Annotated in this window: 29 protein-coding genes and 1 pseudogene; 9 read left to right on the top strand and 21 right to left on the bottom strand. The window is 62.0% G+C overall.

The window, feature by feature from the left end; genetic code table 11:
* Positions 1–21: 21 nt before the first annotated feature.
* The 5 genes from V8Z65_RS00340 to V8Z65_RS00320 all read right to left on the bottom strand — a co-directional run bounded on the left by V8Z65_RS00340 (position 22) and on the right by V8Z65_RS00320 (position 4,472).
* Complete coding sequence (locus tag V8Z65_RS00340) at positions 22–486, bottom strand: MmcB family DNA repair protein (RefSeq protein WP_338721791.1); 465 nt, start codon at positions 484–486, stop codon at positions 22–24.
* The gene (locus V8Z65_RS00335; protein ID WP_338721789.1) at positions 479–1,672 is read right to left on the bottom strand and encodes an MFS transporter; all 1,194 of its coding nucleotides are present in this window, start codon (positions 1,670–1,672) and stop codon (positions 479–481) included. The genes V8Z65_RS00340 and V8Z65_RS00335 overlap by 8 nt, the downstream gene beginning before the upstream one ends.
* Positions 1,669–2,841, bottom strand: coding sequence for an MFS transporter (locus tag V8Z65_RS00330; RefSeq protein ID WP_338721787.1), 1,173 nt, complete (start codon positions 2,839–2,841; stop codon positions 1,669–1,671). Before V8Z65_RS00330 ends, V8Z65_RS00335 begins: the two co-directional genes overlap by 4 nt.
* A 113-nt stretch (positions 2,842–2,954) precedes the next feature.
* Complete coding sequence (locus tag V8Z65_RS00325) at positions 2,955–3,512, bottom strand: hypothetical protein (protein WP_338721786.1); 558 nt, start codon at positions 3,510–3,512, stop codon at positions 2,955–2,957.
* A gap of 90 nt (positions 3,513–3,602) precedes the next feature.
* Positions 3,603–4,472: a LysR family transcriptional regulator gene (locus V8Z65_RS00320; protein ID WP_338721785.1), complete on the bottom strand. Its 870-nt coding sequence runs from the start codon at positions 4,470–4,472 to the stop codon at positions 3,603–3,605.
* 182 nt (positions 4,473–4,654) lie between these two features.
* Here V8Z65_RS00320 and V8Z65_RS00315 point away from each other — a divergent pair, with 182 nt between their 5' ends.
* The 4 genes from V8Z65_RS00315 to V8Z65_RS00300 are packed head-to-tail and all read left to right on the top strand — an operon-like array spanning position 4,655 to position 7,834.
* A complete protein-coding gene (locus V8Z65_RS00315; RefSeq protein ID WP_338721784.1) occupies positions 4,655–4,819 on the top strand; it encodes a DUF1127 domain-containing protein in 165 nt (54 codons plus the stop codon).
* Positions 4,816–5,811, top strand: coding sequence for an aldo/keto reductase (locus tag V8Z65_RS00310; RefSeq protein ID WP_338721782.1), 996 nt, complete (start codon positions 4,816–4,818; stop codon positions 5,809–5,811). The genes V8Z65_RS00315 and V8Z65_RS00310 overlap by 4 nt, the downstream gene beginning before the upstream one ends.
* On the top strand, positions 5,804–6,793 hold the full coding sequence (locus V8Z65_RS00305) for an aldo/keto reductase (RefSeq protein WP_338721781.1): 990 nt from the start codon (positions 5,804–5,806) through the stop codon (positions 6,791–6,793). The genes V8Z65_RS00310 and V8Z65_RS00305 overlap by 8 nt, the downstream gene beginning before the upstream one ends.
* A gap of 21 nt (positions 6,794–6,814) precedes the next feature.
* Positions 6,815–7,834, top strand: a complete 1,020-nt coding sequence (locus tag V8Z65_RS00300; protein ID WP_338721780.1) for an aldo/keto reductase — start codon at positions 6,815–6,817, stop codon at positions 7,832–7,834.
* Positions 7,835–7,889: 55 nt separating this feature from the next.
* On the opposite strand, the gene V8Z65_RS00295 is transcribed toward V8Z65_RS00300, so the two are convergent.
* The 12 genes and pseudogenes from V8Z65_RS00295 to V8Z65_RS00240 all read right to left on the bottom strand — a co-directional run bounded on the left by V8Z65_RS00295 (position 7,890) and on the right by V8Z65_RS00240 (position 15,234).
* A complete protein-coding gene (locus V8Z65_RS00295) occupies positions 7,890–8,246 on the bottom strand; it encodes a septal ring lytic transglycosylase RlpA family protein (protein ID WP_338721779.1) in 357 nt (118 codons plus the stop codon).
* A 483-nt stretch (positions 8,247–8,729) separates the two neighbouring features.
* Positions 8,730–9,365, bottom strand: coding sequence for a peroxiredoxin (locus V8Z65_RS00290; RefSeq protein ID WP_338721778.1), 636 nt, complete (start codon positions 9,363–9,365; stop codon positions 8,730–8,732).
* Positions 9,366–9,548: 183 nt separating this feature from the next.
* The gene (locus V8Z65_RS00285) at positions 9,549–10,076 is read right to left on the bottom strand and encodes a CreA family protein (protein ID WP_338721777.1); all 528 of its coding nucleotides are present in this window, start codon (positions 10,074–10,076) and stop codon (positions 9,549–9,551) included.
* 119 nt (positions 10,077–10,195) lie between these two features.
* The gene (locus V8Z65_RS00280) at positions 10,196–11,017 is read right to left on the bottom strand and encodes an amino acid ABC transporter permease (protein WP_338721776.1); all 822 of its coding nucleotides are present in this window, start codon (positions 11,015–11,017) and stop codon (positions 10,196–10,198) included.
* A 212-nt stretch (positions 11,018–11,229) separates the two neighbouring features.
* Positions 11,230–12,018 carry a transporter substrate-binding domain-containing protein gene (locus tag V8Z65_RS00275; RefSeq protein WP_338721775.1) on the bottom strand — a complete coding sequence of 263 codons (789 nt, stop codon included), beginning with the start codon at positions 12,016–12,018 and terminating at the stop codon, positions 11,230–11,232.
* A gap of 74 nt (positions 12,019–12,092) precedes the next feature.
* Entirely contained in the window at positions 12,093–12,251 is a 159-nt protein-coding gene (locus V8Z65_RS00270) for a YegP family protein (RefSeq protein ID WP_338724086.1), read from the bottom strand.
* 51 nt (positions 12,252–12,302) lie between these two features.
* Positions 12,303–12,458, bottom strand: a pseudogene (locus tag V8Z65_RS00265) (DUF1508 domain-containing protein); the annotation flags it as partial.
* Between the two features lie 65 nt (positions 12,459–12,523).
* On the bottom strand, positions 12,524–12,817 hold the full coding sequence (locus V8Z65_RS00260; RefSeq protein ID WP_338721774.1) for a SelT/SelW/SelH family protein: 294 nt from the start codon (positions 12,815–12,817) through the stop codon (positions 12,524–12,526).
* Positions 12,814–13,272 (bottom strand): cyclic nucleotide-binding domain-containing protein, encoded by a 459-nt coding sequence (locus V8Z65_RS00255; protein WP_338721773.1) that lies wholly within the window; start codon positions 13,270–13,272, stop codon positions 12,814–12,816. The genes V8Z65_RS00260 and V8Z65_RS00255 overlap by 4 nt, the downstream gene beginning before the upstream one ends.
* A 129-nt stretch (positions 13,273–13,401) precedes the next feature.
* The gene (locus V8Z65_RS00250; RefSeq protein ID WP_338721772.1) at positions 13,402–14,022 is read right to left on the bottom strand and encodes a DUF1236 domain-containing protein; all 621 of its coding nucleotides are present in this window, start codon (positions 14,020–14,022) and stop codon (positions 13,402–13,404) included.
* A 240-nt stretch (positions 14,023–14,262) separates the two neighbouring features.
* A complete protein-coding gene (locus V8Z65_RS00245) occupies positions 14,263–14,739 on the bottom strand; it encodes a glutathione peroxidase (RefSeq protein WP_338724085.1) in 477 nt (158 codons plus the stop codon).
* Between the two features lie 93 nt (positions 14,740–14,832).
* Positions 14,833–15,234 (bottom strand): VOC family protein, encoded by a 402-nt coding sequence (locus V8Z65_RS00240; protein WP_338721771.1) that lies wholly within the window; start codon positions 15,232–15,234, stop codon positions 14,833–14,835.
* A gap of 76 nt (positions 15,235–15,310) precedes the next feature.
* Between V8Z65_RS00240 and V8Z65_RS00235 the strand changes: the two genes are divergently transcribed.
* The 5 genes from V8Z65_RS00235 to V8Z65_RS00215 all read left to right on the top strand — a co-directional run bounded on the left by V8Z65_RS00235 (position 15,311) and on the right by V8Z65_RS00215 (position 19,104).
* Positions 15,311–15,901 (top strand): helix-turn-helix domain-containing protein, encoded by a 591-nt coding sequence (locus tag V8Z65_RS00235; RefSeq protein ID WP_338721769.1) that lies wholly within the window; start codon positions 15,311–15,313, stop codon positions 15,899–15,901.
* A 129-nt stretch (positions 15,902–16,030) separates the two neighbouring features.
* Positions 16,031–16,402 (top strand): GntR family transcriptional regulator, encoded by a 372-nt coding sequence (locus V8Z65_RS00230; RefSeq protein ID WP_338721767.1) that lies wholly within the window; start codon positions 16,031–16,033, stop codon positions 16,400–16,402.
* Positions 16,399–17,298 (top strand): ABC transporter ATP-binding protein, encoded by a 900-nt coding sequence (locus tag V8Z65_RS00225; protein WP_338721766.1) that lies wholly within the window; start codon positions 16,399–16,401, stop codon positions 17,296–17,298. The genes V8Z65_RS00230 and V8Z65_RS00225 overlap by 4 nt, the downstream gene beginning before the upstream one ends.
* Positions 17,295–18,185 (top strand): hypothetical protein, encoded by an 891-nt coding sequence (locus V8Z65_RS00220; RefSeq protein ID WP_338721764.1) that lies wholly within the window; start codon positions 17,295–17,297, stop codon positions 18,183–18,185. The genes V8Z65_RS00225 and V8Z65_RS00220 overlap by 4 nt, the downstream gene beginning before the upstream one ends.
* Positions 18,186–18,294: 109 nt before the next feature.
* Positions 18,295–19,104 carry a hypothetical protein gene (locus tag V8Z65_RS00215; RefSeq protein ID WP_338721763.1) on the top strand — a complete coding sequence of 270 codons (810 nt, stop codon included), beginning with the start codon at positions 18,295–18,297 and terminating at the stop codon, positions 19,102–19,104.
* Here the strand turns inward: V8Z65_RS00215 and V8Z65_RS00210 are convergent.
* The 4 genes from V8Z65_RS00210 to V8Z65_RS00195 all read right to left on the bottom strand — a co-directional run bounded on the left by V8Z65_RS00210 (position 19,101) and on the right by V8Z65_RS00195 (position 23,522).
* Positions 19,101–19,973, bottom strand: a complete 873-nt coding sequence (locus V8Z65_RS00210) for a glycosyltransferase family 8 protein (protein WP_338721762.1) — start codon at positions 19,971–19,973, stop codon at positions 19,101–19,103. The two genes, V8Z65_RS00215 and V8Z65_RS00210, sit on opposite strands and share 4 nt — an antisense overlap.
* Positions 19,974–20,170: 197 nt before the next feature.
* A complete protein-coding gene (locus V8Z65_RS00205) occupies positions 20,171–21,769 on the bottom strand; it encodes a TRAP transporter large permease subunit (protein WP_338721761.1) in 1,599 nt (532 codons plus the stop codon).
* A 4-nt stretch (positions 21,770–21,773) separates the two neighbouring features.
* Positions 21,774–22,439 carry a TRAP transporter small permease gene (locus tag V8Z65_RS00200; RefSeq protein WP_338724084.1) on the bottom strand — a complete coding sequence of 222 codons (666 nt, stop codon included), beginning with the start codon at positions 22,437–22,439 and terminating at the stop codon, positions 21,774–21,776.
* An 81-nt stretch (positions 22,440–22,520) separates the two neighbouring features.
* Entirely contained in the window at positions 22,521–23,522 is a 1,002-nt protein-coding gene (locus tag V8Z65_RS00195) for a DctP family TRAP transporter solute-binding subunit (RefSeq protein ID WP_338721760.1), read from the bottom strand.
* Between the last annotated feature and the right edge of the window lie 75 nt (positions 23,523–23,597).

Genomic DNA, 23,597 nt, shown 5'->3' with positions numbered 1-23,597 from the left:
GTCGCGCCTGAGGGAAGACCGTCACGCCCTCGGGCCCGGATCCATCAACACATGGATGCGGTCGGCGCCCATGCGGGCAAGCTTGAGCATGAGCGCCTTGCGGCGGGCGGGGGCGAGTGGGGTGTCGGGGCTGTCGCGCAGGATGGCGCCGTCATGCCCGTCGGCCACGATCAGCCCCTCGCTCTCGGGAAAGATTTCGGCATCCAGTTCGGGCGGCTTGGCGAAAAAGAACTTGTCGGAAAATTCGCGATATTCGGGCCATTTCCGGTCGACCTGGAAATCAATGAGGCTCGATTTGATCTCGACGATCCAGATTTCGCCCTTGGGACCGACCGCCAGCACATCGGCCCGGCGGCCATTGGCCAGGGGCACTTCGGCATAGCAGGCCATGTCGTGCCGTTCGCGCAGCATGCGCATGACCCCGCGCTGAACACGCAGCGCGGTGGCCGATTGGCGAAGGTCGACGATTGGCGGCAGATCAGCCATTGGGTCCGAGTGGTTCTGCGGGCATGCCGGGAGGAGTATCGAGCTTTTTGCTCCCCAGTGCAAAGCTCGATGCCCACAGGCCGGCCAGCAGCAGGGGCAGACAAACCAGATAGGAGGCGCGGATATCGATAAATTCGGCAACGAAGCCGAGCAATGGCGGCGCCAGGAAAAAAACCACGAAGCTGACCTGGCCGATGGCCGCCACATTGACTGCCGAGGGGCGGTCGGTGCGTTGGGCCGCGGCGGAAACGGCCAGCGGATAGACCGCCGAACAGCCTGCCCCCATCAGCGCAAAACCGATCAGGGCGAGGGTGGGCGTCGGGGCGATGCCGACCAGGAGGGCGCCAAGGCTGGCAAAGCTGAGCATGACCATGGCGACCTGACGCGGCCCATAGCGGGCAACGATGGGATCGGCCGAGAGGCGCATCACCGCCATGCAGAAGGCAAAAAGCGTCAGCCCCATGCCGCCCACAATCGGCTCAACGGCGAAAACGTCACGCATATAGATCGAAGACCAGTCGATGCCAGCGCCTTCCACCAGGAAAGCGGCAAAACCAATCAGGCAAAGCGGCAGGAGACCAATGGTGGGGAAGGCGAAGCTGTGGCTCCCTTCGCCCTGATGTTCGCCCGGCCGCCTGGGTGCATTGGTGGCGCCTAGCGTCAGCCATCCGCCGATCAAGACGATCAGCACGGCGATGATGGCCAGGTGCCAGCTTGCCGGCAGACCGGATTGGCGGATCATGGCGCCGAAAAGCGCGGTGAAGAAAAAGCCGACGCTCCAGAAGCCATGCGCCCGGTTCATATAGCGCTTGCCGGACTGGGCCTCGAGCCGGTCGATCTCGACATTGAGATTGATCTCGAAAGCGCCGGAGAGAAGACCGGTGGCAAAAAGCACGGCAAAGACCGCCGGGGCGGTGTCCAGCCAGGGGATGACCGCGAGCAGAATGGCCGGGCCAAGCGTGGTGACAAAGGCCGTGATGCGGAAACCGAAGCGTTCGATGACCGGCGCACCAACGGTGAGCGAGATCAGCGAGCCGATGGACATGCCGATCATGGTGAGGCCAAGCTGGCCCTCGGAGACCCCAAGATGCGTCTGGATATCGGGCAGGCGCGCCATCAATGCGCCCGTGGTGACGGCAAAGAAGAAGAAACACGCATAGATGCGGTGTTGAGGCGCAATGGTCATGGTGTCACCGTCTTGATAATGGGGCGCGGGGCCAGCACATGCGCCGTTGCCAAGCCTAGCAGGACCAGCGGGAAGCCGACGCCAAAGGTCCACTGAATGCCGAAATGCTCGGCAATGAAGCCCAGAAGGGGCGGGCCGAGCAGGAAGGCGGTGAAGGAGAATTGCGCCAGGGCCGCAACATTGATGGCCGCCGGGCGATCGGTCTGCTGGGCGGCCGCCGACATGGCCAGCGGGAACAGGGCACTCGAGCCGATGCCGATCATGGCGAAGCCGCAATAGGCCAGAAAAGCCGACGGCGCGAAAAAGGCCAGCAGCACCCCGCCGCCCAGAATGGTGAGCAGAATGCGCGCCACCAGAACCGGCCCTAAGCGGTCGACAAAGCCATCGGCAAAGAAGCGCGCAAAGGCCTGGGACCCGGCAACGACGGCCACGGCAAAGCCGGCCCAGAAGGGCTCTGCCGAAAAAATGTTGCGCATATAAATGGCCGACCAGTCGATGCCCGCACCCTCCATCAACATGGCCGAGAGGCACACGGCAACCAGCGCCATAATGGCCGGGGTGGGCTTGGCGAGGCGCGGCGTTTCATCGGTGCTGGAGCCGGCGCGATGGGCCGCCGGCTGGAACTGGCCGAGAACGGTCAGTGTTGCGAGCAGCACCACGGGGATCATGATCATCAGGTGCAATTGCGGGCTGAGGCCGGTCTGGGCGATGAAGGCACCGACCATGCCGGACGAGAAGAAACCCAGGCTCCAGAAGGCGTGGGCACGGCTCATGATGCGCCGACCAATGGCATGCTCGACCCGGTCGGCCTCGATATTGATGATGATCTCGATGCAGCCGATGGTCAGCCCCACCGGAACCAGAGCCACGAAAAAGGCCAGCGGGCCATTGGCCCACACAGCGGCCGCGTAGAGCACGGCGAGCAAGGGTATGGCCGCCAGAAGGACGCGGCGATAGCCGAAAGCCTCAATGAAGCGCCCGGCAAAGGTCAGGGAAATCAGAGTGCCCAGGGCGGAGCCGATCAGGGCCAGACCCAATTGCCCCTCGCCCACGCCCATGGCCTGCTGAATATCGGGCAGGCGGGGGAACATGGAGCCCATGCAGAACGAATAAACAAAGAAGGCCCCGAAGACCTTGATCTGGGGCGGCAGCGCAAGGCCGAATCGCATTTTGGTAAAGTGCTCAAGGAGAGATCAATGGGCGCGAAGCTAGGCCATTTTCTGCTTATTGAGAATAGGCCCGGACGCAGCAAAAATCTGATAATTGCAACGTTGTATTCCGGTCACACCGGGCTTGCCGCCAGATGATCGTCGCGCAGGACATTGATGCCGTTGATCAGGCTGCGCACGATTTCCAGCCGCCGGACCTGACCGGGACCGCGATTGTCGTCCCGATGGTTCTCCGGGCCGGTGCGTCCGCCCCGGTCGGGCCCGAAATAGCTGGGCGTTTCGTAATAGATCAGGCTTTGCCCCACCTGCCGCGACACGCGCTCCAGCACGCGCCGCCGCGTGAAGGGCATGGTGATGATATCGTCAAAGCCCATATCCAGGCAGGCCCTGATGGCCTCGACCGAAGGGCTCTCGGCAAAATAGATCAGCGGCGAGAAACGCAGCCGCCGCGCCGTGCTGAACCGTACGGCATCGGCAATGCCGCGCAGATTCTCGGGGCTTTCGGTGGCGGCAAACAGAAAGAAACAAACCGGGGTAATCTGGATTTGCTGTTCGGCCTGGGCGATAGTCGAAAATGGCGCCACGCCGGCAAAGCCCAGACCATGGGCCATGTCGATCAAGGCAGCACCGGGACCGCCTTCGGCCCCGACCACATAGGCGTATGCGCGCATGGCACCGCTTTCAAATATTTCCTGCATCCGGCGCGAATATTGAAGGAAACCTGCTAACATACTTCTAATGCGGGATATTTTCTCGATACCTTAGTCAATAACAGTTTCGCCGCGGAACAATGGGCCGAATTCGCGCATCAAGGTGGCGATTCGCTCGGTGACGGCGCGCACGGCCGGCGCATGACGCTCCTCATGGTGGCAGACCAGCCATTGCTCGGTCTCCAGCTCGGGGATGGTACCCGCCATACGGTCGATCCGCGGATCGCTATCGCCGACGAAACAAGGGAAGATCGAGATACCCGCGCCGGCGGCCACCAGCTCGAGCACGCTCATGGCATCATTGCCGCGGGTGGCGATGCGGTCGCCATGGCGGGCATGCAGCCAGCGGGCGGATTGCGTCTGGCTGCTTTCCCCGGCCACACCGACAAAATAGCCAGCGGCCACGCCGCTGATCAGTTCGGGGCGGGCATAGAGCCCATAGGCCACCTTGCCCACCAGGCGCCCCGCCAGCCATTGCTCTGTGGGGCGGGCATTGCGGATGCCGATATCGGCATGGCGGCGTCCGATATCGACCTTGTGGCTGGCGGTCACCAATTCGAGCCCGAAACGATCCGAGGCGGTCCATATCTGGCCGATATGGCGCGCGAGAAAGGCCGAGGTCCAGGGCCCCGCCGAGACGCGCACCACCCGCTCGCCGATTGCGCCATCCTTCCAGCGCCGGAGCGAAAGCATGGCCGCTTCGACCTCCTCGGCGCGCATCAGCAATTCTTCCCCCGACGGGGTCAGGGTGTAGCCGGTCTGGCTGCGCACAAAAAGCGGTTCGCCCAATTGGCGCTCCAGCGCGGTGACCCGTCGGCCCAGAGTGGCGGCCGACAGGCCGGTCACCTGTGTCGCCGCGCTCAGACCGCCGAGCCGCGCCACGTCGAGAAAGAGCCGCAAATCGTCCCAGGAGAAATCCATTTTTCATTCCTGCAAAGCGCATTTCGATCCTGACTATAGCGTGACCATCTGAATTTGCGCAATTGTTTGGGCAGCAGGTCGTGGACGCGATCTGCCGACGCAATCAGACATTCAAATATGCAACGCGCATTTCCATAGTGCCGTGGCCGGTCTGGCTGCGCCTCAGACAGAGGAGAAGACCGATGTTCGAACCCATTACCCGCCGGCTCTATGCCTGGCACATGCGCAATTTCACCCGTCGCAAGCTGTCCATGCTCGATGACCGGCTACTGACCGATCTGGGGATCGAGCGCGATTGCATCAAAGATTATGTCGCCCGCATTGAGATGGAAGGACCAGGCAAATGATCACACAACGCCCATTTGGACGCACCAATCGCAAAGCCAGTGCCATTGGCCTGGGCGGCTGGGCCATTGGTGGCCATTTTACCCTCGATGGCCGCAATGACGGCTGGGGCGATGTCGATGACGCCCAGTCGATCCGGGCCTTGCAGATTGCCCTGGACCTGGGCGCCAATCTCTTTGACAGCGCCGACGCCTATGGCACCGGCCACAGCGAACGCGTCCTGGGCGCGGCGCTCAAGGGGAGGCGTGATGAGGCCATCATCGCCACCAAGTTCGGCTTTACCTATGACGAGGCCAAACGGGCCCTGCTCGGCATCGATGTCAGCCCCGATTATATCGACTGGGCCAATGCCCAGTCGCTCAAGCGCCTGGGGGTCGAGCATATCGACCTTTACCAGATCCATCCGGGCGATTTGACCGAGGCCGAGGCGGACGCCGCGGCAGGGGCCCTGGAAAAGCTGGCCGAGGCCGGCCGCATCGGCGCCTGGGGCTGGAGCACGGACAACGCCGAGGCCGCGCGGCGCATGCTGGTCTATCCCCATTTCGCGGCCGTCCAACAGGAGCTCAGCGTGCTCCATGATGGGCCGGACATGCTGGCGCTTTGCGCGGAAGCAGGCTTGGCGAGCCTTAATCGCTCGCCGCTGGCCATGGGCCTGCTCTCGGGCAAGTTCAATGCCTCCACGCGCCTGCCGGGCAGCGATGTGCGCGGGGCGGGGCATGCCTGGGTCCGGCACTTCAAGGACGGCGTGCCGACGCCCGAGGTCCTGGCGCGGCTGGCGGCCCTGAGAGACCTATTGACCAGCGGCGGCCGCACCCCGGCGCAAGGGGCGCTGGGCTGGATATTGGCTAGGTCCTCCCACACCTTCCCCATTCCCGGCTTCAAGACCGAGGCGCAGGTACGTGACAATCTGGGCGCGCTGGAAAAAGGCCCGCTGCCGGCTGCGGTGATGGCGGAAATCGAGGCCATATTGGGCATGGAGATGCAGGATGCCTGAGACAATCACCCTCTGGGACGGCCGCAGCATACCCCGCCTGGGCATGGGATGCTGGCCGATCGGCGGCAAGCAGATGGGCGGCGGCATTTCCTTTGCCTATGCCGGTGTCGAGGATGGGCAGTCCTTGCGCGCGCTTGAGGTCGCCGATGAAATGGGCGCCAAACTCTACGATACCGCCTCGGCCTATGGCTTCGGTCATTCCGAAAAGCTTTTGGGGCAGGTGTTCGGGGAGCGAGACGACATCGTGGTTGTCACCAAGTTCGGCTTTCGTGGCGACTATGAGACGCGGGAGGGCCTGCCGGTGGACCTGTCCGCGGCGGGCATTGCCCAATCGATCGAGGAGTCGCGACGCAATCTCAGGCGAGACCGGCTCGACATGGTCCTGCTCCATATTGGCGACCTGCCGCTGGACGAGGCGCGCGTCGCCTTCGATACACTCGACATTCTCATGCAACAGGGGCGTCTGGCCAGCTATGGCTGGTGCACGGACGACCTGTCCCGCATTGGCGGCGTGGTCGACCGGCCGGGCTTTGAAAGCGTGGAAATAGGGCTCAACCTGTTTCAGCCCAATGCTGAACTGGTGCGCCGGACCGCGGAAATGGGGCTGACCGCCTTGATCCGTTCGCCCCTGGCCATGGGCCTTTTGGGTGGGCACTATCAGGACGGGCAGCGCACGGCGCCAGGCGATGTGCGCCGGGAAAATCTCGACTGGGTGCCGTTCTTTGCCGATGGCAAGGCGCATCCCGACTATGCCGCCAGGCTCGCCGCCGTCCGGGATTTGTTGTGCGTCGAAGGCCGCAGCATCGCCCAAGGCGCCCTGGGCTGGGTGTTGGCGCAGGGCAACCATATCCTGCCCATTCCCGGCTTCAAGACCGAGGCGCAGGTGCGTGACAATCTGGGCGCACTGGAAAAGGGCCTGCTGCCGCCCGCGGTGATGGCGGAAATCGAGGCGGTGCTGGATGCCGAGGCCGAAAGTGCCTGAACAGACCGATATGCACCTGACATGCTGCGCGACGAACAGAACCTGGTCCTGACCATTTCACATTTCAAGGAGACATTCATGCAAACCAATCAATTGGGACGATTTGGTGCGGTCAGCCGGCTGACCCTTGGCGGGGGCGGTATTGGCCAGGTCTGGGGGCCGACCTCGGAAGAGGAGGCGGTAGCAACCCTGCATGCGGCAGTCGATGGCGGTATCACCCTGATCGACGCGGCACCGGGCTACAAGATCTGCGAGGCGATGATTGGCAGGGCCTTTGCCGGACAATTGCCGCAAGGGGTCCGGGTGACGACCAAGTTCAGCCTGGGCACGGTGGCACCCGACCAGGTTTATCCAAAGCTCAGGGCCTCGCTGGAAGAGAGCCTTAAAGCCATGCGGCTCGAACGGGTCGATATGATGCTGCTGCATTCGGAAATCCGCCCCGACGATTTCGACTATCCACCCGGGCAGCCACCCAAGGATGAGCGGTCGACGGCGCTGTCGCTCTATCGCGACGCGGTGCGGCCGGCCTTCGCGCAATTGGTGCGCGAAGGGCTGATCGGCGATTGGGGAATTACCGGCATCAACCATGCCGCGGCCACCATCGAGGCCCTGTCCCAGGAGCCTTTGCCGGCCGCGGTACAGGCCATTGCCAATCTGCTCGACAGCCCCGGCGAAATGAACGGCACCGGCCTTGAGCCGCGGCCGCGCGACGTCATCGCGGCAGCCCGCTCGGCAGGCGTTGGCGTGATGGGGGTGCGGGCGGTGCAGGCCGGCGCCTTGACGCGATCGCTCGACCGGCAGGACAATTCGCCCACCAGCCGCGATTTTGCCCGGGCTGAGCCCTATCGGGCCCTTTGCGAGCAATGGGGCGTTGACCCGGCGCTGGTGGCGCATCGCTATGCGCTGGGTATTAATGGCGTCGACACGCTGGTGCTGGGGGTCAAGAACCGCGCCGAATTGCGCCAGGCGCTGCAGGCGGAACGGCTTGGACCACTCGAACCCGAACAGCTCGAGGCCATTGAGGCGCTGGGCCTGCGCTGAACAGAAAGGGCCGCCCCGGAGGGCGGCCCAAACCAATCGGGAGAGGCTCCCGGCTTTACTTCTGCGCGATGCAGACCGAGGTGACGCCCTTGTTCTGGAAGCCCAGAGCGGCGGCGGCGCCTTTGGACAGGTCGATAATGCGCTTGCCGTGGAAGGGGCCACGGTCGTTGATGGTTACTTCCACCGATTTTCCGGTGGACTGGTCGGTCACTTCGACCTTGGTCCCGAAGGGGAGGGTCCGGTGCGCCGCGGTCATGGCATTCTGGTCGAAGATTTCTCCGGAGGCGGCCATCTTGCCGTTAAATCCGGGGCCGTACCAGGAAGCGCCGCCACATTGGGCATAGGCTGCAGAGGAGGAGAGGACGAGAAGGGCTGCAGCCGATGCGGCGGCGATTACGGTATGCTTAGTCAATGGTCCAGGGGCTCACTGTCGTTGTCGATGCCCGCTTCAATAAGGGCATTGGCGGCCCGAATCTGGGCGATTCCGGCCAGGTGCGACCTCCCGCCCCAGTCTGTGGCCGCGCGGCAGCAGATTACCGGACGGTTTGCGCGGCGCGGGGCCATTGAGAATCGGTAAACCTTAGAAAGCGAATCCGCATCGGGGCGACCCTGGCGCCTTGATGGCGACCGATTCATCGCTATTGCGGAATGGCTTTGCCCGGTGTGTCCTTGATGCAACGGTTCCAGCAAAGCTGGCTTTTTGCATGAATAAGGACCGGAAATCCTGGCATTTCCTAAGCCGTTTCAGCCGCAACGCGCCGTAATGGGGCGCGAATGTGGCAGGAGGACCCGGAAAATCGCGCAACAAAAAGGGCAGTGGCCTCGCCACCGCCCAGTTGGTCAGGGAGAAAACGGGATCGGGCCGTGCCCGATCCTTGGCTCGGTAAAGCCGGCGTCAGCCCTGCGGCTGGGGCACGATACGCAGATAGGGCTTGAGTTCCTTCCAGCCGCCGGGGAATTTGTCCTTGGCCGCCTCATTGGTCACGGCCGGGACAATGATGACGTCCTCGCCATGCTTCCAGTTGACCGGAGTGGCGACCTGGTGCTTGGCGGTCAGTTGCAGGCTGTCGATGACGCGCAGGATCTCATCGAAATTGCGGCCCGTGGAGGCGGGATATTCGATCTTGAGTTTGACCTTCTTGTCCGGCCCGATGACGAAGAGCGAGCGTACGGTCAGCGTATTGTCGGCATTGGGGTGGATCATGTCGTATTTGCGCGCGACTTCGCCCTGGGTATCGGCCAGCAGCGGGAAATTGAGGGCCGACCCTTGCGTTTCTTCGATGTCCTTGGCCCAGCCGGCATGGTCTTCGAGCTTGTCGACCGAAAGACCCAGAACCTTGACGCCGCGCTTGGCGAATTCGTCCTTGAGTTTGGCGGTATAGCCCAGTTCGGTGGTGCAGACGGGCGTAAAGTTCTTGGGGTGGCTGAACAGGACGGCCCAGGACCCATCGATATAGTCATGGAAGTGGATGGTGCCCTCGGTGGATTCGAGGGTGAAATCTGGGGCGGTGTCGCCGATCAGGATTGCCATGGTCGTCTTCCTCTGCCCGCCTCGCAGCGGGTCTGCTATCTGGTTCCGATAAGGAGAATATCGTGCTGAAGCCCCCCGCTTGAAGCGGCGGCGGGCGGAATGGTTTTGCATTGTTTCGGGCAATGCGGGCAAGCCATTGTCGCGCAAATGCGTCAGCCGGAAATTGGGCTCCGGCCGGTGTGACTACTGCACCAGCACCGAGCCTTCGACCGCCGGCTGAGCCGCAGGCGCCCCGTTTTTCCAGGTTACGTTCAGTCCGTTGAGCGGCACGACCGACAGGCTCATCTTGCCCGAACCCTGCTGAATCTCGCGCGCATGGGCCAGATAGATCAGGGAATTGTTGGCCGCGTCATAAATGCGGGTGACGCGCAGCGACTTCCAGATCAGGGAGCGACCTTCCTTGAAGATCTCCTCGCCACCGCCCCGCAGTGGAATATCGCCCACCGTAATGGGCCCCACTGCCGAGCAATCCAGCGCCGAATAGGAGGGATCCTCGAACCAATTGCCCTGGCTCAACCGATCGATGAAAGAGCGGTTGAAAAAGGAGAGGTGGCAGACGACGCCTTCGACATCTGGATCGGCAATAGCCTCGATGGAGATATCATTGCCGGTCCAGTCGACGCCGACATTGCCCACTTCATTGCGATTGCCGCAGGCGGCAAGGCCAAGGGCGGCCGTGGCGATGATGGCGAGGCGGGCGATGGAATGCATGGGGTCCTCCGGAAGGTATGAGGAGGAACATGGTGGGTATGAGAGCCGGGCGCAAGGTCAACTGCCATGCCGCCCGCGGACGCGACCCGCGGGGCCCGGCACTTTGGCAAAGATCGAGGTCAGCTCCGCCCCACCCGCCCGTCCATCACCCGTTCGAGCCAGCGTACCAACAGGGAAAGCGAGATGGTCATGGTGAGATAGAGGAAGGCCACCACATTATAGGTCTCGAAAAAGAGAAAACTCGATGAGGCCGAGAGCTTGCCCAATTGGGTGATGTCCTGCACCCCCAGCGCCGAAACCAGCGCTGAATCCTTGACCATGGAGACAAAATCATTGCCCAGCGGTGGCAATATCGTGCGCAGGGCCTGGGGGAAAATAATGTGGCGAAAGCAATGCCAGCGGCTGAGCCCCAGCGAACGTGCCGCCTCGACCTGGCCGCGCCCGACCGCCTCGATACCGGCACGGAAAATTTCGGCAATGAAGGCGGCATAGCAGACGGTCAATGCGAAGATGGCGCGCCAGACGAAGTCGAAACCCCGTACCGTGGCCGGCGCGACCAGCCCCCAATCGATCAGCGGCGCCAGGAGCCAGTTGAAGCCGGCCACCATGGCCGGGGCGGCGACAAAGGCTATGTAGAACAGAAAGACCAGAATGGGGATGCCGCGGATGATTTCGACATAAAAGGTGGCCAATTCGCGCAGGACGCGAATGCCCGAAGTGCGGGCCAGGGCAATGACGAGGCCCAGAACGGTTGCCGCCAGAAAGGCCAGGATGGTGACCCAGAGCGTGGTGACCACGCCGCCCGACAGGGTGCGGAAAATCCCCGCATAAGTGCCATCGGTGGTGATGGCCCAAAGGCCCAGCACGAACAGCAGGCCGATGGCCAGCAGCCACCATGGCAAGCGTGCGAATAGTGATGGGCGGCGGGGGCGGTAGGTCATTCAGGATGAATACGGGGGTGTGGCGGGTGTGGCTACCCCCACCCTTTATCCTTCTTCCTTCAAATCTCTCCAGTGGAGAGATTTGCCCTTCGGGGCGGGTCGAAGCCCACAAGGGGGAGGGAGACGATGAACTTCGGCGCGGGCCCCTGTGCCTTTCCCCCGATGTGAGGGAGTGAGCTTGGGGTGGGCCACGCACCCAGAAGCTGAACGCTTTACTCCGCCGCGTATTCGAAGAACCAGTAATTGATGCGTTCGTCGAGCCAGCCATCGGCCTTCATGGCGGCAATGGCGGCGTTGAAGGGTTCGACCAGGTCCGAGCCGGGCGTCAGGATGAAACCGAAGGGGTCGGACTTGATGGCGGCGCCGGCCTGTTTGAAGGCGCCCGGATCGGCGCCGATATAGCCGGCGGAGGCTGCCTGGTCGGCGATCACCGCATCGACATCGCCCGATTTGACGGCCTGGACCGCCGCGCCAAAGCTGTCGAAAGTCTTGACCCGCGGATTGGCTTCGTCGCCGTCAAGCACATCATAGATGGCCGTATAGAAGGACGAGGTCCCAGCCTGGGCTCCGAAGAGCAGGTCGGTGTTTTCAGCAAAGCTTTCCGGCCCGGTGATGCGCTCTTCATCGGCGCGTACCAGGAAATATTGCTCGACCGTGATGAAGGGGGTGGTGAAGTCGATCTGCTCTTCACGCTCCTCGGTGATGGTGATGCCGTCGGCGCCAATATCGAACTGGCCGGTACGCACGCTTTCGATCATCACGTCCCAGGCGGTCAGGTCCCATTCCACCTTGGCGTTGAGGCGCTTGGCGGCCTCGTTGATGACGTCATATTCGAGCCCGATACCCTGCCCGTCCGCGTCAGCAAAGTTGAGCGGGTAATAGGCATTTTCGGTGACGGCGTGAATGGTGCGGCCGCCAAGGTCCGGCAGGTCCTGCGCGGCAGCGGGCACAGTGACGAGAGCCAGCGCAGCGCCAGCGAGAAGCAGCGATTTGAGGGTCATGAAAATGTCGTCTCCCGGAAGTGATCCGCCGGGAGACTAGACCAGACAGGTCAGCGTTGTGAATGGGGAAGGCGTCAGGCTTCGACCACTTCGGCGTCCGGGCCGTTCTTTTGCAGCGATTCAATGGCGTTCTTGGCGGAGGCCTTGGAGGTATAGGTTTCGGTGCGGGCCATGGTCTCCCCATTGCTGGCCACGAAGCGCACGAAATGCTGGCCATCCTTGGACTCGACGATTTCGAAGCGATAGCCGGAGCCTTCCTCGCCCTTGGAGAGATCGACAGTGGCCGCGCCGGGCGCGTTCTTTTTCAGCGAGTCGACACCATTTCTGGCGCTCGCCTTCTGCTTGTAGTTCTCGGACCAGAAGATCTTCTCGGAATTGTAGGAGAAATCGAACTTGAACTGATCGTTTGCGGCGGCGGTAATATTGAACTTGTGTGCCATGACGCTGGCCTCCCTTGGTGACTCACGAAGGAGAGACTAGCGCACCTGATGCAATTGGAAAGTCTTTAGTGGTCCAGGGGCAGGCGATCGACATGGCCAAGGTCGCGATCGGGGTCGATACGATCCCGCACCATCTGCTTGAGCAGGCGAATATCTGGAAAACCGCCGTCGCGCTTGCGCTCCCAGATCAGCTCGCCATCGAGATGGATTTCGAAAATACCGCCCGTGCCCGGCACCAGGGTCACCTGGCCCAGCTCGGTGGAAAAGGTCGAAAGCAATTCCTGGGCCATCCAGCCGGACCGCAGCAGCCAGTTGCATTGGGTGCAATAGGCGATGGTCAGCGCCGGCTTGCCGGTCATTTGCGCTTCTTGCCCGTCTCGCCCGGATCGACCAGGGTCGAGAGAATCTGATCGACCAGGTCGAGGTCCTGCCGCTTGCCGGCGGCCTGTTGCTGCAGGTCCACCAGATAGGACGTGGTGTAATAAAGCCGCCGCGCCAGCATGGTGGCGATATGCAGGCTCATTTCCGGATGGCCGTCGAGGAATGTCAGGGCATCGGGAATTTCATAGGCACGGACCGGTGAGAGGGCCTTGACCGTGGCGGAATGGGGCATGTCGAGCAGCACGGCCATTTCGCCGAAGATCGAGCCTGGCTCGTCCACATGGGTCACCTGGGTGCGCTCGCGGATGACCTCGACCTGCCCCTCGATAAGCACCAATAGTTTTCCCAGCCGCTCGCCCTCGGGCAGCATGACCTGACCGGATTTGAACCGGACCTCCTCAAGGTCGCTGCAATAGTCAAGAATATCGGCCATTGGCCCCGCCTCCGATATCTACCGATCCCCGCTGACCGGTCGTCACGTGGCGGAAATCTAAAGCATTGGCCGCACAAAGCAAAGCCGCCCGGACGGGGCGTCCGGGCGGCAGCTTGAGCGTGTCCGCTCCTACTGGATCCACACAATGGTGCGGGTCGAGCTGTCGACCAGGGCCGGGCGCCCATCGACATAAACATAACCATAATAGCTGCTGTCCGGGATGGGCACGATGGTGGCGTCATCGGGCAGCACATAGCCCACCACGACATCGCCCTGGGCGTTGATCGGCTCCACCGGATTGGCGATGGCGAAATCGGCGGCGGTCTGGCTCACCACATAGCCGGGCGAATAGACCACAGTATTATTGGTGACATCGACGATCCAGACGCGGCCATTGGCGTAGAAATAGCCATGGGTATCGTCACCCTCGACAGGATAGATGGTCACGCCCGCCGGCACGGTGACACCGACGTCAAGCGTCCCATCCACCACCACCGGTTCGACCGGGTTATTGCCGGCATATTCGATGGTGGAGGTTTCGATACCGGCTTCGGCACCGATTACGGCGCCGGCGAAACCGCCGATCACCGCGCCGATGGGACCACCGGCGAGAAAGCCGAGGGTTGCGCCGCCAGTAGCACCGATGGTAGCGCCGGCATCGGCATCAACCACGCCGCCATCCTGAGCCATGGCAGGCAGCGACAGGCCAAGCGAAATTACGGCCAGAGAGGCCACAAGGGTCTTTTTCATTTTGTCATTCCTTTCGTGCGGCGGCGTTTGACGCCGTCTTACTGCAGGGGAGCCCGCCGGAGCCGGCGGCTCGTTCCGCCCCTTGCCCAACGAACGGCACGGCCCGGCAAATGTTCCGGGGCCGAAGGAATGTGATGAGGCGGTGTGACCGATTTGCCATAGCGCTTCGCGCGGCAATGGCAATGGCTGTGCGCCCCGGGGCCTCGACCCCGGGGACGGCAAAGGCGCGGAATGACCCGCCTAGAGCAGCTTTTCGATTGCCGGCGCAATTTCGGCCGGCTCGGTCGTGGGCGCAAAGCGTTCCACGACCACCCCGTTCCGGTCCAAAAGGAATTTGGTGAAATTCCACTTGATGGCCTCGGTGCCGAGCAGGCCAGGCGCGCTGGATTTGAGCCATTCATAGAGCGGATGAGCGCCCTCGCCATTAACCTCGATGCGCTCGAAAAGCGGGAAGCTGACCCCGTAATTGAGCGTGCAGAACTGAGCGATCTCCTGGCTATTGCCCGGTTCCTGTTCGGCGAACTGGTTGCAGGGGAATCCCAGGATCACCAGACCCTTGTCCTTGTGCTGGCGATACAGGGCCTCCAGCCCCTCATATTGCGGGGTCAGGCCGCATTTGCTGGCGACATTGACCACCAGCACGACCTGCCCGGCATAGTCGGCCAGGGCTTGGGGTGTGCCATCGAGGCGGTTGGCGGAAAAATCGGAGAGCGACAAGGACATGGCAAAACTCTGGGGGTAAAGGCCCCCCAGAGCTAAGACGATCAGGCACGAGGCGCAAGGAGTGGCGGCTGAATTTGCCGCGCCGGGTCAGCCTTGCGCCCGCAGCCAGTCCGGGTCAGGCTCGATGGGGGTGATGATGTCGATCAGGATGCCATTGGGGTCGGCAACGATAATGTGACGCTGGCCGAAGACCTCATCGCGCAAAGGCTGGGCGATGGGCACGCCCGCCGCTTCAAGCCGGGCCGCTTCGGCCGCCGCATCGGCCACTTCGAAGCTGAGTATGAGGCCGCTGGTCGGCTTGCGGCCCTGGGGCGGTATGGTGTCGTGATCATAGGCGATAATGGCCAATTGCTGCCCCGAGGACTCGGCGCGCAAATGCATGTACCAGTCGCTGGCAAAGACCGGCTTGAAGCCGAAATGATCCTGATAAAAACGGCTGGTGGTGGCGATGTCGGTCACCTGCAGCAATGGATAGAGGGCGGAAAACATGGTTTGAATACTCCCTGATTTTGGTGCATCTTACAAACATTCTGTCTGTTTGTATAGATAAATACAGGTTGTATGTATGAGTGATGTCAGAAGACGTCAGGAGGATCGCCGGGCGGCGACGCGGCGCGCGCTTCTGGCAGCGGCACGGCAATTATTCGCTGAGAACGGCTATACCGCGACCAGCACGCCCGAGATTGCGGCTGCTGCCGGGGTGACGCGGGGCGCGCTCTATCACCATTTCAGCGACAAACAGGCGCTGTTTGCCGCCGTCGTTGAAGAAGAACATGCGCTTTTGGCGCTGGCCATTCACCAGGCGGCCGAAGCGGGCGAGGACGAGCCCGGGCCTATAAAGGCACTGGTCCGCGGCGGCGAGGGCTTTATCGGCGCCATGCAGGATGCCGGACGCCGACGCATCCTATTGGTCGATGCGCCCGCCGTACTCGGGCGGGAGACATTGGACGGGATCGATGCCCGCCATGGTTTGCGGACACTGATCGAGGGAGTGAATGCGGCCCTGGCGGCCGGAGCCATTCGCGACCTCCCCGCCCTGCCCCTGGCACATCTGCTCAACGCCCTGTTCGACCGCGCCGCCCAGGCGCCCGCCGAGGAGGTCGATGCCTATCGCAAGGTGATGAAAGCGCTGATCCGCGGCCTGCGCGCTAAATGAAGAGGCGGGGATCGCCCCCCGCCTTGCCTTCATCCCCGATATCGCGAGCGAAAAACGCCGCTATGAGAATAGCGCTTGACTCACAGATTTAGTGTGCTACATCTCTAGCACACTAGATAGGCAAGACACATGGATGACTTTCACGCCAGCCAGCCGATCTTCGTCCAGATCCGGCAGCGGCTGATCGAAATGATCCTGCGACAACAGGTGGCGGAAGGCGAGGCCTTGCCCTCGGTCCGTCAGATCGCGGGCGACCTTTCGGTCAATCCACTGACGGTCACCAAGGCGTTCGAAGCTTTGGTGGACATCGGTGTGGTGGAAAAACGCAGGGGACTGGGCATGTTCGTTACCAGCGGGGCGCGAGCGCAATTGCTCGCTCATGAACGCGATAAATTCCTCAAGGAAGATTGGCCGCGCATTGCGGCCCAGATCAAGGCGCTCGATCTCGATCTCAAGGATCTGATCGCCACAGACACCAAGCTCGAAGGGCAGAGCAAATGACTGAGCTTTCCGTTTCCGCCGAACCCATCGTTTCCGCCCGGGGGCTTTCCAAGTCCTTCGGCCGCAAACAGATCCTGCACAATCTCGATTTCGACATTCCGGCTGGCCGCATCTATGGGCTGATCGGACATAATGGCGCGGGCAAGACGACAACGCTCAATGCCATGCTGGGCCTGACCTCCTATGAGGGCACCATACGCGTCCTGGGCGACGATCCCTTTGCCCGCCGCGCCCAGCTGATGGAAAATGTCGCCTTCATTTCCGACGTGGCGAGCCTGCCGCGCTTTTTGCGTGTTCGTGAGCTCTTTGCGCTGCTCACCAATATCCATCCCAATTTTTCCCAGGAGAAGGCGCGGCAGTTCCTCGAGGGCACCGATATCCGCCCGGAGATGAAAATCCGCACCCTGTCCAAGGGCATGATTGCACAATTGCACCTGGCCGTGGTCATGGCGATCAATGCCAAGCTTCTGGTGTTGGACGAACCCACGCTCGGGCTCGACATCACCTATCGCAAGCGCTTCTACCGCCGGCTACTCGAAGATTACATGACCGAGGAGCGGACACTGATCATCACCACCCATCAGGTGGACGAGATCGAGTTCATGCTGTCCGACATCATGTTCATCCGCGATGGCGAATTGATCCTGCATATGCAGATGGAGACGGTGAGCGAAAAATTCACCCAGCTCGTGGTCGATAGCGCCGAGGCCCAGGCCAGTGCGCGCGCCTATGGCCCGGTCTATGAGGAAACCCGCTTCGGCCAGACCGTGCTGATCTTCGACGGGGTGGATCGGGGCCTGCTCGAACCTTTGGGGCGGCTATCGACCCCCACCATATCCGATCTCTTCGTGGCCCTGATGCAGCGGCCGACGGCCAATCCGGGGAGTGCTCAATGAAGGCCTTCTTCGCCCTCGTCCATCGCGAATTCATCGAGCATCGCGGGGCGTTCCTCGTCGCGCCGCTGGTGCTGGTGGGCGTGGTCTTCGCGCTGACACTGCTGGCCTTCACCCTTCGCCATGGCGAAGGTCGTTTTTCGGGCCAATTGCTGACCGTGGCACCCCACTGGGTCTTTGAGGCGGGCTTTGCCAGCCTCTCGATGGCCTGGCTGCTCTATCTCGGCTTCGTGCTGTTCTTTTATTGCGCCGATGGCTTTGCCGCCGACAAGCGCAACAATGCCATGCTGTTCTGGAAGTCCATGCCGGTCTCGGACTTCAAGATCCTGCTCAGCAAGATCACTGCCGCGCTCACCATCCTGCCCGGCGCGATATTTGCGGTGGCGCTGATCAGCATCCTGCTCATGTTCGGCGTGGCCTATATCACGACCATGATCGCGGGCCTCGGCAATGTCAGCCTGCTCGTTGCCATTGCCGGCATTTACGCCCAGATGGCGCTGGTTTTCCTGGTGGTGCTGGTCTGCGCCCTCCTTTGGTATCTGCCCTACCTGGCCTTGGTGGGCGCCATGGGCAGCGTGGTCGGGCGCTGGGCCATCCCCCTGGCCCTGCTGCTGCCGGCAGTGGTGTCGGTGCTGGAATGGGTCACCATTGGCGGCCTCCACCCTTTCGCCACCCATACCTGGAACTATCTCGACTACCGCTCGCAACTGCCGGTTTCGCCCGACTATATGGATCGGGTTTTCGAGGGACAGGAGGCGTTCAATGCCACGCTGTTCATCACCGATTTCCTGCAGAAATTCGACTGGCTACAGGTGGGCATCGGCGCCGTGTTCGCATTGGCCGTGCTTTATCTGGCCTCCGAATATCGTCGCCGTGCTGCGGTCAATTAAGAACACGATCCCATGCAAGACCTCCGCCGCCGCGCTCACAAAGGGTGCGGCGGTTTTCTCTTGTACCGCGTCATGCTAGATGCGCTCGACCCAACGGATTTGAAGCCGCATGACCCTGCCCCCGATCGTCAGCTTCTGGCATGGCCCGCTGAGCTGGCTCGAAATCTTGTGCATCACTTCCTTTGTCCGGCGCGGACATCGGGTCCTGGTCTATTCCTATGACGCCATAGCGGGCCTGCCCGAGGGCGCCGAATGGCGCGACGCCGCCACTGTCCTGCCGCGCGACAAGTTGGTCTTTTACAAGGGCCGGGGCACGCCGGGCGTCTTTTCGGACCATTTCCGCTATGCGGTGCTGCGCGCCGGGCTCGGGGTCTATGCCGATCTCGACATCTATTGCGTCAAGCCGATCGAAGGCCCGCCCGATTATCTCTTCGCCTGGGAGCGACCCGGCTCGGTCAACGGCGCTGTACTGCATATTCCGGCAGAGGCGCCGCTGCTGGCGGACCTCCTGACAATATTCGAGGTCGAAAAACGTCCGCTGCTCGAGCCGCATCTGCCGCCGCTGCGACGCTTTGAGGTGGCGATACGCCGGCTGGTGGGCGAAAGGGTGACGCCCGAACATATGCAATATGGCGCCACCGGGCCGATGGCCCTGACCCATTATGTCGCCCGGCATGGATTGTTGGACAAGGTCAGGCTCGCCGCAACCTTCTATCCCGTGCCCTATGAAGGCATTCCGGCACTGATGAAGACAGGGTCGCGCCTCGATCAGGCCATTACACCCGAAACGCTGGGCGTCCATCTCTGGCGCAGCCAACTCACCGACAGGGGTCGTGCGGGTCTGCCGCTGCCCGAGCCCGGCAGCGCCCTGGCAGCGCTCTGCGCCCAAGAAGGGCTCGACCCCGCTTCGCTGGCCTAACGGGCCAGGCGCAGCTTTTTCAGCCACCAGCGTTTCCAGCGGTGGCGGGCGAAGCGATAATAGAGCTCATTGGTCATGACATGCCGGTAAAGCCGGGCAAAGGCGACCGATTGCAACAGACCCACCAGCACGCTCCAGGGCTTGCTCTTGCCGGTAAAATGCAGGATGGCCGGGTCGAAACATTCATGCGATTGGCGGGCATGGATGGTGTTCCAGCGCCACGGCAGTTTCAGGCAGCGGCCCTTGAAGATCAGGTTGAGTAGGTCCTGATCGTAATAGATGCGTTGCATGACCCCTGAGGCGAGGAATGCTTCCATCTGGCCGACAATATCGGCCTCACGCCATTGCTTGAGATCGATGACCACCATGCCGGCATTGAAATAATAGTCGGCCGTGTTGAACAGGTCGCGATTGCCCCTGAGGTCGCGGCCGCCGGTGATGATGTCGCCGATCGTGTCGCGCACGGCGGCAATGGCATTGCCCTCAAGATCGAGGTCAAAGAGATAGCCGACATCGTCGCGCACCAGCATGTCGCAATCGAGATAGAGGATACGCTCGACATGCTCGCCGACCAGCCGGTCGATCATCAGCCGCGCATAAACGATATTGGAGAGGCGTTTATTCTCCGGCATGCGCGCGGCAATGTCCCGAAACATTTCGGACTGGTCGAGATCGTACCAGTGCAATTGCACCGGAAATTCCTGACGGATGGCGTCGAGATCAGCCTTGTGCTCATCGCTTAGCGTGCGGTGGCAGAGGTGAAAGACCAGTTCTTCGCGCCGATGGGTGAACAGGCAGACCGAGCGCATGGTGGCGAAGGCCGGTGCCCAGAAATTATCGTCAAAGGTCAGGGCAATATGCATGGCCATGGCTGGAAGTCCGCTCCGCTTGTCACGCCCCGCCGGGCCCGATGCGCTCGCTTTTCCACGCCGGACACCGAAGCGTCAACCTTAGAACCGCGGGCGGCCGTCGGACCCTTGGTCAATGGGCCCAGAAGCGAGGCGGCAAAAAGCGGAGCGCCCCGCAGGACCGATGCTGCGGGGCGTTGCTGTTGGTTTGGTTGGCGCTAGCGGCCGATGATGATCTCGGGACCCATCATGGCGTAGGGCACCAGGGTGGAAAGCGCCGGGATATAGGTCACCATTATCAGGAAGATCAGCAAGACCGCGACAAATGGCATGGCCGCGCGCACCACCTGCGCCAGGCTCATTCCGGTTATCCCCGAGGTCACGAAGAGATTGAGCCCAATGGGCGGTGTCACCATGCCGATCTCCATATTGACCACCATGATGATCCCAAGATGGATCGGATCGATGCCCAGTTCCATGGCGATGGGGAAGACCACCGGCGCCACGATGAGCAGCAGGCCCGAGGGCTCCATGAACTGGCCGCCGATCAGCAGCAGCACATTGACCGCAATCAGGAAGGTGAACCAGTTAAAGCCCGCCCCCAGCATCCATTCGGTGATCGTCTGCGGGATGCGTTCGGCCGTCAGTGTATGGGCAAAGAGCAGCGCATTGACGATGATGAACATCAGCATGACGGTGGTCTTGGCGCTGTCCACCAGGGCCTTGTTGGTGTCGCCATGGAAGAGCGCCGGCACAAAGCGCCGGGCGATAAGGGCCAGATTATAGCCCCAGACCGGGAGGCCCGCGACGAAGGTCAGGGGGCTCGGCTGCTGCCGCGCATAGGGATAGCCCAGAAGCGTGACCACGGCGAGGATCAGGCCGATCTGGGTGCGCGTCGCGGTGCCCAGGCTGCCCAGGAAGAAGAAGGACGTGATCATCCACACCACGAAGATGGCGAGCGCATAGACGCCGGCCTTGAACCCTGTGACCGTGCGCGCATCAGCCCCTTCGGGGATCCATGGCATGCCCTTGAGCGGTCCCATGTCGCGATAGACGAACAGGGCCACCAGCACCGAATAGACTGCCGCGACCGACGCGGCCTCGGTTGGCGTGAAGGCGCCGCCGTAAATGCCGCCAATGATGATGAAGATCAGGAACAGGCCCCAACCGGCATCCTTGCCCGCAGCCAGAACCTCACCAAAACCCTTCCAGGTTTCGGATGGCAGATTGCGGCGGCGCGCGACGATGTAAATGGCAATCATCAGCATCAGGCCGGCAACAAGACCGGGCAGAATGCCGGCGAGGAACATGCGGCCCACCGACACATTGGTGGCGGTCGCATAGACCACCATGACAATGGAGGGAGGGATGAGAATGCCCAGCGTGCCGGCATTCGCGATAATGCCGGCCGAGAACTGGCGCGAATAGCCCACCTGGCGCATGGCGGCAATGGCAATGGTGCCGATGGCCACCACGGTGGCCGGCGAGGAGCCGGACAGGGCCGCAAACATCATGCAGGCGAGCACCGAGGCCATGGCCAGGCCACCGCGGAAGTGGCCCACACTGGCCACGGCGAGCCGGATGATGCGCCGCGCCACGCCGCCGGTCGACATGAAGGTGGAGGCAAGAATGAAGAAGGGAATGGCCAAAAGCGTATAGTTCTGCGAGGCCGAAAAGAGCTGCAACGCCACCGAGGACATGCTGTCCGAGGAGAAAATGGCGATCGTCAAAACGCTCGAGAGACCAAGGGCGACCGCAATCGGCACGCCCAGGAACAGGAGCGTCAGCACCATGATGAACAGAATAATGGGCTCCATGGTGTCAGTCCCTCACCGCGTCGCGGTTTTCCGCCACCAGCTCTTCGGCCTCGTGGCTGGAAATGATGTATTGGCGGCGGCCCCTGGCAATATCGATGGCGGCCTGGAGGCTGCGATAGGCGAATAGCGCCAGGCCCAGGGGCAGAATGAGATAGGCGATCCAGCGCTGCACGCGTTCCTGCAGGCCGAAGGTCTCCTGCGCCCAATCGGGATAGCGCAGGTCGTCCAGCCCGATCCCGACCTTGAACATCTTGGCCCAATATTCGATGGCGCCACCCTTGGCGCCGATACCGAAGATCTGCAGCCAATTGGCGTGGAGCAGGATGACGGCATAGAGCACGCAAAGGAGCGCAGCCACGACTGCCAATAGGCGTGACAGCCGGCCGGGCAGGACCTGCAGCACGATATCCACGCCCAGATGCGAATTGATCTTGATGGCATAGCTCATGCCGAACAGGATCAGCCAGGCGAACAGGATCCGGGTGAATTCAAGTGCGCCGCCCCAGCCGGTGCCGAAGCCATAGCGCATCACCACCTGGGTGAAACTGACAAGGGTCAGGGCCGAAATCAGCACGGCCAGAATACCCTCTTCGAGCCGGGTCACGGCCTTTGGCCAGACCCGCTCGGCTAAAAACAGTGCTCCCAGAAGCACTGCCACCATCACGACCATCTCAGTCATGCTGCCTCCCAAAACTGCGTCACGTCCAGGCAAGCTGGCCCGGCCCTGCAACAGGGCCCGGGCCAGGCTCGGTTACATGGCGTTCGCAGCCTCCGCGGCGGCGATGTTTTCAGCACCGATATCCTCTTCGAACTGGCCCCAGACCGGCTTCATGGCATCGACCCAGGCCTGGCGCTGCTCGGGCGTCAGCTCGCGGATGGTGCCGCCAGCATCGAGAATGTTCTGGCGATTCTTGGCTTCCTGGGCCGCCACGCTGTCATTGGCGGCGATGGTGACTTCCTCGGCAATTTTGAGGAACTGGTCGCGCACCGCCGGCTCGAGACTGTCGAGCCATTCGGTCGAGGTCACCAGCAGATAGGCCAGCAATTGGTGATTGGTCTCGGTGATGCCGTCCTGCACCTCGAAGAACTTCTGGGTGTAGATGTTCGACCAGGTGTTTTCCTGGCCATCGACGACCTTGGTCTGGAGCGCACCATAGACTTCGGAAAAGGCGAGCTTCTGGGCCGAACCGCCCATGGCGCTGATCATGGCCTCGGCCACGTCCGAGGTCTGGATACGGAATTTGAGGCCATTGCCGTCCGAGGGCAGCAGCAAAGGCTTGTTGGCGGAGAACTGCTTGAGGCCCGAGGACCAGTAACCCAACCCGGTATACCCCACATCCTCGGTCGCCAGCAGCAGGTCCTTGGCGGTGTCGGTGGCAAAGAAACGGGACACTGCTTCGAGATCGGCAAACAGGAATGGCAGGTCGAACAGGCGGTATTTGAGCGTATAGGCCTCGAATTTGGAGAGGGAGGGCGCCGCGAGCTGCACATCGCCCAGCAGCAGTGCTTCCATCACCTTGTCGTCGTCGAACAGGGTCGAGTTGGGAAACACTTCCATGCAGGCAGTGCCATTCATCTCGTCGTTGACGCGCTGGGCGAACAGGTTTGCGGCATCGCCCTTGGGGTGACCGGTGGCGGCCACGACATGGGCAAATTTGATGACGATCTCGCCATCGTCACACTGTGCCATGGCTGACTGGGTGCCCATTGCCATTGCACCAACAAGTGCGGCGGCGGCCAAAAACTGTTTCATTGTCTCTCTCCCAAAATTGGCTCGCGATGCATTTGCTGCATCTGCTGCGCCATCAGGGGCCCCAGCGCGCCGCAT

The sequence above is a fragment of the Devosia sp. XK-2 genome, assembly GCF_037113415.1.
Classification (GTDB): Bacteria; Pseudomonadota; Alphaproteobacteria; order Rhizobiales; family Devosiaceae; genus Devosia.
The sequence above is the reverse complement of the archived record's forward strand: the minus strand, read 5'-3'. Positions and strand labels throughout refer to the sequence as shown.